Origin of the sequence: Roseobacter sp. (assembly GCF_024639605.1) — a bacterium.
In the GTDB taxonomy this organism is placed as follows: domain Bacteria; phylum Pseudomonadota; class Alphaproteobacteria; order Rhodobacterales; family Rhodobacteraceae; genus Roseobacter.
Genome location: NZ_JAHEHZ010000039.1, coordinates 18,777 through 27,279, shown reverse-complemented (window position 1 = coordinate 27,279; position 8,503 = coordinate 18,777). Strand labels below are relative to the sequence as shown.

11 protein-coding genes are annotated in these 8,503 nt (G+C 60.4%); 10 read left to right on the top strand and 1 reads right to left on the bottom strand.

Features of this window, described 5'->3' with window-relative positions; all coding sequences use genetic code 11:
- Positions 1–887 precede the first annotated feature (887 nt).
- Positions 888–1,235 carry an RICIN domain-containing protein gene (locus Q0M35_RS18565; RefSeq protein WP_366519649.1) on the top strand — a complete coding sequence of 116 codons (348 nt, stop codon included), beginning with the start codon at positions 888–890 and terminating at the stop codon, positions 1,233–1,235.
- Between the two features lie 19 nt (positions 1,236–1,254).
- Here the strand turns inward: Q0M35_RS18565 and Q0M35_RS07340 are convergent, their stop codons facing one another.
- Positions 1,255–1,566: a DUF1244 domain-containing protein gene (locus Q0M35_RS07340; protein WP_295313692.1), complete on the bottom strand. Its 312-nt coding sequence runs from the start codon at positions 1,564–1,566 to the stop codon at positions 1,255–1,257.
- A gap of 259 nt (positions 1,567–1,825) precedes the next feature.
- On the opposite strand from Q0M35_RS07340, the gene pyk reads away from it, so the two are divergent.
- The 9 genes from pyk (at position 1,826) to Q0M35_RS07295 (ending at position 8,417) form a co-directional block, all read left to right on the top strand.
- Positions 1,826–3,271, top strand: coding sequence for a pyruvate kinase (gene pyk / locus Q0M35_RS07335; RefSeq protein ID WP_295313690.1), 1,446 nt, complete (start codon positions 1,826–1,828; stop codon positions 3,269–3,271).
- Positions 3,272–3,455: 184 nt separating this feature from the next.
- The gene (locus Q0M35_RS07330; RefSeq protein ID WP_295313688.1) at positions 3,456–3,680 is read left to right on the top strand and encodes a hypothetical protein; all 225 of its coding nucleotides are present in this window, start codon (positions 3,456–3,458) and stop codon (positions 3,678–3,680) included.
- A 154-nt stretch (positions 3,681–3,834) separates the two neighbouring features.
- Positions 3,835–4,035 (top strand): 50S ribosomal protein L35, encoded by a 201-nt coding sequence (gene rpmI / locus Q0M35_RS07325; protein WP_014873788.1) that lies wholly within the window; start codon positions 3,835–3,837, stop codon positions 4,033–4,035.
- Between the two features lie 18 nt (positions 4,036–4,053).
- Positions 4,054–4,419 (top strand): 50S ribosomal protein L20, encoded by a 366-nt coding sequence (gene rplT, locus Q0M35_RS07320; protein WP_138662406.1) that lies wholly within the window; start codon positions 4,054–4,056, stop codon positions 4,417–4,419.
- Between the two features lie 209 nt (positions 4,420–4,628).
- Positions 4,629–5,558 carry a lysophospholipid acyltransferase family protein gene (locus Q0M35_RS07315; RefSeq protein ID WP_295313675.1) on the top strand — a complete coding sequence of 310 codons (930 nt, stop codon included), beginning with the start codon at positions 4,629–4,631 and terminating at the stop codon, positions 5,556–5,558.
- Positions 5,548–5,946, top strand: coding sequence for a rhodanese-like domain-containing protein (locus tag Q0M35_RS07310; protein ID WP_295313673.1), 399 nt, complete (start codon positions 5,548–5,550; stop codon positions 5,944–5,946). Before Q0M35_RS07315 ends, Q0M35_RS07310 begins: the two co-directional genes overlap by 11 nt.
- A 151-nt stretch (positions 5,947–6,097) precedes the next feature.
- Positions 6,098–6,865: an ABC transporter substrate-binding protein gene (locus Q0M35_RS07305; protein WP_295313696.1), complete on the top strand. Its 768-nt coding sequence runs from the start codon at positions 6,098–6,100 to the stop codon at positions 6,863–6,865.
- 15 nt (positions 6,866–6,880) lie between these two features.
- Entirely contained in the window at positions 6,881–7,690 is an 810-nt protein-coding gene (locus tag Q0M35_RS07300; RefSeq protein WP_295313671.1) for an amino acid ABC transporter permease, read from the top strand.
- Entirely contained in the window at positions 7,677–8,417 is a 741-nt protein-coding gene (locus tag Q0M35_RS07295) for an amino acid ABC transporter ATP-binding protein (RefSeq protein ID WP_295313669.1), read from the top strand. Before Q0M35_RS07300 ends, Q0M35_RS07295 begins: the two co-directional genes overlap by 14 nt.
- Positions 8,418–8,503 lie beyond the last annotated feature (86 nt).

Here is an 8,503-nt window from a genome sequence, read left to right as displayed (position 1 = left end):
CGGGGCCAGTCCCGGAGGCTCACCCTTGATCAGGCTTATCCCGACCGCCCTCGTGATCGGGGTTGCAAAGCCCGGTGGTGCAAAATTAACGATGCGGTGCCGGGGAGCGGTGCGCCGGGCCTGGTCGTGCTGCGGCTGTGCGGGATCTGTCTTGGGGACAGTAAGCGGGCGGCGGCCTCAGGCATCCGTCCACAGCGGGCGGCTTTTGCAGGGATAATATGATAACCCCGCACAGCTTTCCCGCGCCCTCACTTAAATTATTTTGCAGGCATTTTTCTTCCCGCTGGGGTTGCTGGGTTGCGAGGCGGATCGAGACGCACATTGCATCAGTATTCGCAGGATGTTGCGCCGATGAACTGGCTTATCGTGCCGTGTTCGGGCCGGAATCCAATTTAGACCGGCCAGGGCCCGATCCGGTCGGAAGGTGGCGCAGCCGGGTGCTCGCGCTGTATCAGATGGAGGGTGTTGATGTCATTTTCTGTACAATCATCTTCACGTTTGACCCGAACGGGTACCGCAAGTCTGATGCCCGGTGCTGTGGAGATGACCGGGGTGCATGCAGGTAATGCGAATGTGGTCGACTATCCCGAAACGAATGTGGAGCCGGGACAGGGATAAAACAGCCATGCTGCCGAAAAAACGACTGCCACCTGCATTATCTTTCAGCAGGCCAGCGCTGGTGCTCAGAAGAAAAACATGGGGATGCGCTCCGTCACATCCCGGTATGAGCCGGACCGCGAACCCGGGCTGTCAGCGTCAGCCAGCTATAAGAACAAAGTCGCATCTGTCAGTGGCAAGGCAAGCTTCGCGAACCCGCAGTTCCTGATCATGTCAGGCAAACTCCGCCGGGCCTGCATGAAACCGGTCGCAAAATCAGCCGGCTGAACATGGTTGAGGGCTGCTCCTGCAGCCATGCGCAGATGAGGTTCCGCCGGGACGCAGGCGGCAAGCATCTGGTCCATGTGGCGACCGGGAAATGCGCGAATGTGCGTGCAGGCAGCAAGGAAGAACGTGCAAACATAATCCTGTATAAATATCAGGGCAGCGCTGAAAAGTTCGCCAACGATCGCTGGACGATGCAAAATATCAAACCGGGCTGGATATCGTTCAAAAGCCATAAATCCAGCAAATGTATTCCCGTTAACTGGGAGCTCAGTTCAGGCCGCAGGCTGACACAGTCGGACTGCTCCCAGCGCCCCGGAAAGGCAATCGTCCGGCGCTTCGTGATGCGATAGAAAGACGCGCGCCAGCGTTTCAGTCTCTGCCGACGTTTTCTTCAAATGCAGTTGCAAAGGCTTTTTGCTGGCTGTCAGTTGCCTCGGTCTGATACTTTGCTTTCCATTCGTCCATGGGCATGCCGTAGAACAGTTCGCGCGCTTCCATCTTGTCCATGTCGATGCCGCGTTCGTTGGCGGCTTCCTGGTACCACCGGCTCAGACAGTTGCGGCAAAACCCGGCAAGGTTCATCAGGTCGATGTTCTGCACGTCGGTGCGGTCTTCCATCAGGTGCTTTTGCAGGCGACGAAAGGCTGCGGCCTGAAGTTCGGTCTCGGTCGGTGTCGGCATCGTGCGGGCTCCTTTATATCCGTAATTCCAACGTGGGGACGGCCCGGCCAATGTCAACATCTGCAGGTTGGACATCGCCCGGGTCATATGTCATCACAACTTCATTGTTCTCGGGCACTGGTCTGACGAGGTTGCGCCCTGTGCCGCGATGCGGCATAAAGCAGGCGGGCCGTTAGCGATAACAACCGACGCTGTCCGCCCGCAGAGGCAGACGCCGAGCACAACAGACGCCCGCCGGCGACAGAGAGGAACTGAGCAGATGAAACGCACCCGCAACGTAAAGATTGTGGCCACCCTTGGCCCTGCCTCCAGCAGCTATGAAATGATCCGCAATCTGCACGAAGCGGGAGCAGACGTTTTCCGTCTTAACATGAGCCACGGCAGCCACGACGAAATCCGCGAGCGTCACGCGATCATCCGGCAGATCGAAGAAGACACCGGCGGCAGCATCTGCATTCTTGCTGACCTGCAGGGGCCGAAGCTGCGTGTGGGCGTTTTTGCCGGTGACAGCGAAATGCTGGAAGATGGCGCAAAATTCCGGATGGATCTTGACAACACCCCGGGCGACAGCAGCCGTGTGAACCTGCCCCACCCGGAGATTTTCGCAGCCCTCGAACCCGGATCGACGCTGCTGGTGAACGACGGCAAGATCCGGATGACCGTAAACGACTGTGGCCCTGATTTCGCGGATTGCACGGTGACGGCGGGCGGTCTGATTTCGAACCGCAAGGGCGTGAACGTGCCGGATGTGGTGCTGCCCCTGGCCGCGCTGTCGGATAAAGACCGCAAAGACCTGGAGTTTGTCTGCGAGCTTGGCGTGGACTGGCTGGCGCTGAGTTTTGTGCAGCGGGCCGACGACGTACTGGAAGCCGCGGATCTGGCGAACGGCCGCGCGGCGATCCTCAGCAAGATCGAGAAACCGGCAGCGGTGAAAAACTTCGAAGAGATCCTCGCGGTCAGTGACGGCATTATGGTGGCGCGCGGCGATCTCGGCGTGGAACTGCCCGTTCAGAATGTACCGCCCATTCAGAAACGCCTTGTGCGCAAGTGCCGCTCGGCGGCCAAACCGGTGATTGTTGCAACACAGATGCTCGAAAGCATGATCGAAAGCCCGATGCCTACCCGGGCTGAGGTGTCTGACGTGGCTACAGCCATCTATGAAGGGGCGGATGCGGTGATGCTTTCGGCTGAATCCGCCGCCGGTGACTATCCGATCGAGGCTGTCACCACGATGGACAACGTCGCCACCGAAGTTGAGCAGGACCCGACCTATGCGCAGATCATGACGGCCTCACGTGACGCTCCGGGTACAACGATCGCAGATGCCATCGTCTCGGCGGCCCGCGAGATCGCGGAGAAAACAGACATCAAGGCAATCTGCTGTTTCAGCCAGAGCGGCACCACCGCCCTGCTGGTTGCGCGCGAACGCCCCATGGTGCCGATCCTCGCGATGACACCGCTGAAATCCACCGCACGCCGGCTGACCCTGACATGGGGTACCAACTGCGTGATCACCGAGATGATGGACCGCTTCAAATCGGCGGTTGTGGCTTCGGCCCGGGCTGCGCGTGCGCAGGAATATGCGGGACCGACGGATCAGATCGTCGTCACGGCAGGTGTTCCGTTCAACGTACCGGGCAGCACGAACATTCTGCGTGTCGCCCCCTGCGATGAGCGCCTTATCTACAGCACCGACCCGGAATAACGCTCACGGAATATCATGCGAGGCAACAGTTCAGCACCCTGCGGCTCAACTGTTTCTGCGCTGCGGCGTATTGCGGGTATTTTGCGGGCATCTGCACGGAAAAGATGTTCCAGGACCCCCGAATAGTGTAAGTTAACGCTGCGTTAAGGAAACGTGGTTTTATTTAAACAGGGAGTCAGTGGGTATGGAACCTGATCTGGCATTGGTAATTGGACTTTTCTTTATCGGTCTGTCGATTTTGCTGACCATTTCGGCGCTGACGGCCAGCCGTTCCGCAGCGGCGGGTATTTTCGCTTTCATCACCGGCACGTTGCTGGTTGGTTTTGCTTTCGTGAACGTTCACGGCAGCTACTCAATTGCGGAAATCCCGCAGATCCTGATGTCGGTCGTCAGCCGTTATCTGATGTAGCACAGATACCGCCGCGGATTTGCGCGCAGGACCCGGGCGATCGGGTCTTGCCATGCGGACGTGTCCCCCCTATAGAGCAGCCTTCCATCGCGGGACCGGCTTATGTGGCATGCCGAGTCGCGCGCAGACCGACCTGAACTATGAGGAGACGGAAATGCCCAAGATGAAGACCAAATCGAGCGCCAAAAAGCGCTTTAAGGTGACAGCCACCGGCAAAGTGCTGGCGGGCCAGGCAGGCAAACGCCACGGCATGATCAAGCGTACGCGCAAGTTCATCCGTGACGCACGCGGAACCACAACTTTGTCCGCACCGGACGCCAAAATCGTCAAGGGCTTTATGCCCTACGACCGCTGAGCCTGAAGGAGATCACATATGTCCCGAGTTAAAGGCGGAACAGTCACCCACGCACGTCACAAGAAGGTCATCAAGGCCGCCAAAGGATACTATGGCCGCCGCAAGAGCACCTTCAAAGTCGCCCGCCAGGCGGTCGATAAAGCCAACCAGTATGCGACCCGCGACCGCAAGAACCGCAAGCGCAATTTCCGGGCGCTTTGGATTCAGCGGATCAACGCTGCAGTGCGCAGCCATGACGAGGCGCTGACATACAGCCGCTTCATCAATGGTCTGTCGCTGGCCGGCATTGAAGTGGACCGCAAAGTGCTGGCCGATCTGGCCGTGCACGAGCCTGATGCTTTTGGCGCGATTGTGAAGCAGGCACAGGACGCTCTGGCCGCCTGATCGCCCCCCCCCAGCATATAAAGAATTGCAAAAGCCGCTCCGAACCGGGGCGGCTTTTGCCATTTCAGCCCGGCGCGGGCGGCGCGGATAGCATCTGACCGGAGACTGCCCACAGCCTACGTACCGGGACGCCCGCACTCCGATGCTGCCCCTTGAGCGCGGCTCCACAGATGATACAAACGCAGCACCTCTGAGGATCACACCACCCGATGGCGGCCAGCACACCCGGACAAAAGCCAGCAAAACCCGAGGAGCCTGCGGCACTGCCGCTGCGCGACCGGCTGATCAGCGGGCTTCTCATTGGCCTGATCCGGCTTCTTGGCCTTCTGCCCTACAGGTTGCGCGTGCCGATGATGGGTTGGATCGTATCTCATGTCGTGGGTCCGGTGATCGGATACCGCCGCCGGGTGCGCGAAAACCTGACGATGATCTTTCCTGAGATGCCTGCGGCCGAAAAGAACCGGTTGGCCCGCGCCGTGCCTGACCAGATCGGTCGCACGCTGGCAGAGCTCTTTTCACCGGAAGACCTCAAAGCCACTGCCGCCGCCACACCGGTGACCGGCCCCGGCGCTGCGGCGCTGGATGCCGCGCGCGAGGCCGGGCGGCCGGTAATCATCGTTTCGGGCCATATTGGCAATTACGACATTGCCCGTTCGATCCTGATCCGGCGCGGCCATAAGGTCGGCGGGCTGTACCGCAGCATGAATTACAAAGGCTTCAACGATTTCTATGTCTCGCGGATCAGCCAGGTCGGCACGCCGCTCTTTCTGCGCGGACGCCGTGGCATGGGCGAGATGGTGAAGTTCCTTAAGGAGGGCAACGCGATTGCCCTGCTGATCGACCAGCATATGGGCGCGGGCGCACCGCTGAAATTCTTCGGGCGTACCGCTTATACCGCTCTGTCGGCGGCGGAGCTTGCGTTGCGCTATGACGCGCTGGTCGTTCCCTGCTATGGTATTCGTCAGCCCGACGGGATGAGCTTTGAGATGGTCATAGAGGAGCCTGTGCCGCACGGCACCCCCGAAGAAATGACCCAGGCACTCAACGACAGCCTTGAGGCGCAGGTGCGTGCCCATATGGAGCAGTGGCTCTGGGTGCACCGTCGCTGGAAAGAACAGGAGATCACACATGACGCTTAAGAAAACCGCCGCAGACATGGTTGCAGAGGCCCGCGCCCGCATCGAGGAGACAGAAACGCCTGATGCCATTGCGATGGTCGGTCGGGAGGATGTGCAGATTGTCGATCTGCGCGATGTGCGTGAGCGCGAGCGCACCGGGTTTATCCCCGGCAGCTTTCATGCGCCACGCGGTATGATCGAATTCTGGGTCGATCCCGACAGCCCCTATTTCAAGGATGTCTTTGCTCAGGATAAGAAGTTTCTCTTTCACTGTGCCTCGGGCTGGCGCTCGGCGCTGACAGTGGCCACGTTGCAGGACATGGGCTTTGAAGCGTCACATCTCAGAGAGGGCTTTTCCACTTGGGAGGCGCAGGGCGGCCCGGTCGAAAAAGCAGCACCGCGCAGCTGAAAACAGAGGCGCGGTGGCAGGCGGGAGGGCTATCGCCGAGCCCGGGGCTTGCGCGCCGCCCGCCACGCGGCGATAGTCTGCGCAAGGTCGCAACCCGGGGAGATATGACATGTGGAAACTGATGTGCACCGCAGGTGTGATAACGGCACTGATGACGGGCGGGGCGCTCGCGCAGTCCTGCAGCGACGGCAAAACCATCGCTGACGGAAAGCTCACCATCGCCACCGGTAACCCGGCCTATTACCCCTGGGTCATGGATGACGCGCCCGAAAGCGGTAAGGGCTTCGAGGCCGCCGTCGCCTATGCGCTGGCGGGCGAGATGGGGTTTGCCGCGGAAGATGTCGTCTGGACGCGGACGTCATTCGATCAGGCGATCCAGCCCGGTGACAAGGATTTCGACATCAATATGCAACAGTTCTCGATCACTGAGGCGCGGGACAAGGTCGTTGATTTCTCCAGGCCTTATTACACAGCCCCCATGGCCGTCCTGGTGCGGGGCGGAGACGACCTTTCGCCGGCACTGGATCAGCTCAAAGCACTGAAGTGGGGTGTTGTGGCCTCGACCACTGCCTTGCCGGTCGTGACAGAAACGATCGCCCCCGACAGCAGCCCTCTGATCTATGACGACAACGCCAATGTCGTAGAGGCGATGAAGGCAAACCAGATCGATGCGGCCCTCTTTGACCTGCCCACGGCGCTCTACCTCTCGGCTGTGGTGCTTGATGGTGGCCAGGTACTGGGCCAGTTTGCCCCCGATGCAACCTCCGACCCGGATCACTTTGGTGCGCTGATGGTTGAGGGAAGCGCGCTGAAGGAATGCGTCGATGCCGCCTTGGATGCTTTGGAATCCAGCGGTGCTCTGGCGCAGATCGAGGCTGAGTGGCTGCAGGAAGCCACGGGCGTGCCGCTCATCCGCTGACGCCCGACGTATCCGGTGAACCGCAGGCAGGCATATGAAGCAGCCGAACGCCGCCGCGCGCTCAGTATTGCGGCCGTCAGCACGCTGGCTGTGCTCGCAGCCATCGTGCTGCTTGTGCCCCTGGCACCCGGCTGGCCGGCGGTACGCGCGAGCTTCTTTGACCCGGCGGTATTTGCACAGACGTTCCCCACGCTGCTCCAGGCTTTTCTGATCGATGTGATGATATTCGCGTGGTCGGTGCCGCTCATCCTCGTGCTGGGGCTGGCGATTGCCCTGGCGCGGGGGGCGCGTCGTCCTGCGTTCTTTCCGCTGCGGATTTTCGGCGCGGTCTATGTGGATGTCTTCCGAGGTGTGCCGGTGGTGCTGACCATCTATCTCATCGGTTTCGGCGTGCCTGGGCTCGGCCTGTCGCGGCCCTGGAATTCGCCCTATATCTGGGGCACCGTGGCGCTGGTGCTGACCTACTCGGCCTATGTCGCCGAGGTGCTGCGCTCGGGCATCGAAAGCGTGCATGCAAGCCAGCGCAACGCCGCAATCTGTCTGGGTCTGAACGAGCGCGACACCATGCGCTATGTTATCCTGCCCCAGGCGATCCGGCGCGTCGTGCCTGCGAATATGAACATGCTTGTGGCGCTGCAGAAAGACGTGGCGCTTTTGTCATTTATCGGGCCGGTCGAAATCCTGCGCCAGGCGGGCATCTTCAAAAGTCTGCTGGCCAATTTCACGCCCTACGTGGCGGCGGCGGTGATTTTCCTGATCGTGACCGTGCCCGCTACGCGATATGCCGACTATCTGCTGAACCGGGACCGCGATGCCAGAAGCTAAGCTCTCCCTGCGCGGTGTCGAAAAGTCGTTCGGGGCTAATCAGGTGCTGCGCGGCATCGACATGGAAGTGGCCGAGGGCGAGATGATCTGCCTCATCGGAGCCTCGGGGTCGGGCAAGTCCACGCTGCTGCGCTGCATCAATCAGCTTGAGCCCATCGACGAGGGCTGCGTGCTGCTCGACGGACAGGACATCTCTGAGCCGGGGCTTGATCTGGGGCCTGTCCGGCGGCGGATCGGGATTGTTTTTCAGTCCTACAACCTTTTTCCGCATATGTCGGCGCTGGAGAACGTCACCCTCGCCCCGCGCCGGGTGCTGCTTGAGGCGCCCGTCGCCCTGCAGGCACGCGCCGCTGCGCTTTTTGAGCGCTTCGGTCTTGCGGAGCATATGCACAAATACCCCGATCAGCTCTCGGGCGGACAGCAGCAGCGGGTTGCAGTGATCCGGGCGCTGGCCATGCGGCCTGAGATCATGCTTTTTGACGAAATCACCGCAGCGCTTGATCCGGAACTCGTGGGCGAGGTGCTGGCCGTTCTGCGCCAGCTGCGCGAGGAGGGGATGACCATGCTCCTGGCCACCCATGAGATGGGCTTTGCGCGCGATCTGGCCGACCGTGTGTGCTTCATGGATGGCGGTGTGATCGTCGAAGACGGCCCTCCAGGGCAGATATTCTCGGCGCCGCAGGTGGCGCGGACACAGGAATTTCTTGCTTCGGTTCTGCGGCAATAAAGAGCATCTGCAGACAGCGCAGCGGCCGGAAGTGAGACGAAACAGTCCTGATACTTGACATATTTTCTTTTCGGCTGGATTGTTTA

Coding starts and splice junctions, on each gene's coding strand:
- Q0M35_RS18565 (WP_366519649.1), top strand. CDS start 888: ATGGTTGAGGGCTGCTCCTGCAGCCATGCGCAGATGAGGTTCCGCCGG.
- Q0M35_RS07310 (WP_295313673.1), top strand. CDS start 5,548: ATGACGCTTAAGAAAACCGCCGCAGACATGGTTGCAGAGGCCCGCGCC.
- pyk (WP_295313690.1), top strand. CDS start 1,826: ATGAAACGCACCCGCAACGTAAAGATTGTGGCCACCCTTGGCCCTGCC.
- rpmI (WP_014873788.1), top strand. CDS start 3,835: ATGCCCAAGATGAAGACCAAATCGAGCGCCAAAAAGCGCTTTAAGGTG.
- Q0M35_RS07295 (WP_295313669.1), top strand. CDS start 7,677: ATGCCAGAAGCTAAGCTCTCCCTGCGCGGTGTCGAAAAGTCGTTCGGG.
- Q0M35_RS07315 (WP_295313675.1), top strand. CDS start 4,629: ATGGCGGCCAGCACACCCGGACAAAAGCCAGCAAAACCCGAGGAGCCT.
- Q0M35_RS07305 (WP_295313696.1), top strand. CDS start 6,098: ATGACGGGCGGGGCGCTCGCGCAGTCCTGCAGCGACGGCAAAACCATC.
- Q0M35_RS07340 (WP_295313692.1), bottom strand. CDS start 1,566: ATGCCGACACCGACCGAGACCGAACTTCAGGCCGCAGCCTTTCGTCGC.
- Q0M35_RS07330 (WP_295313688.1), top strand. CDS start 3,456: ATGGAACCTGATCTGGCATTGGTAATTGGACTTTTCTTTATCGGTCTG.
- rplT (WP_138662406.1), top strand. CDS start 4,054: ATGTCCCGAGTTAAAGGCGGAACAGTCACCCACGCACGTCACAAGAAG.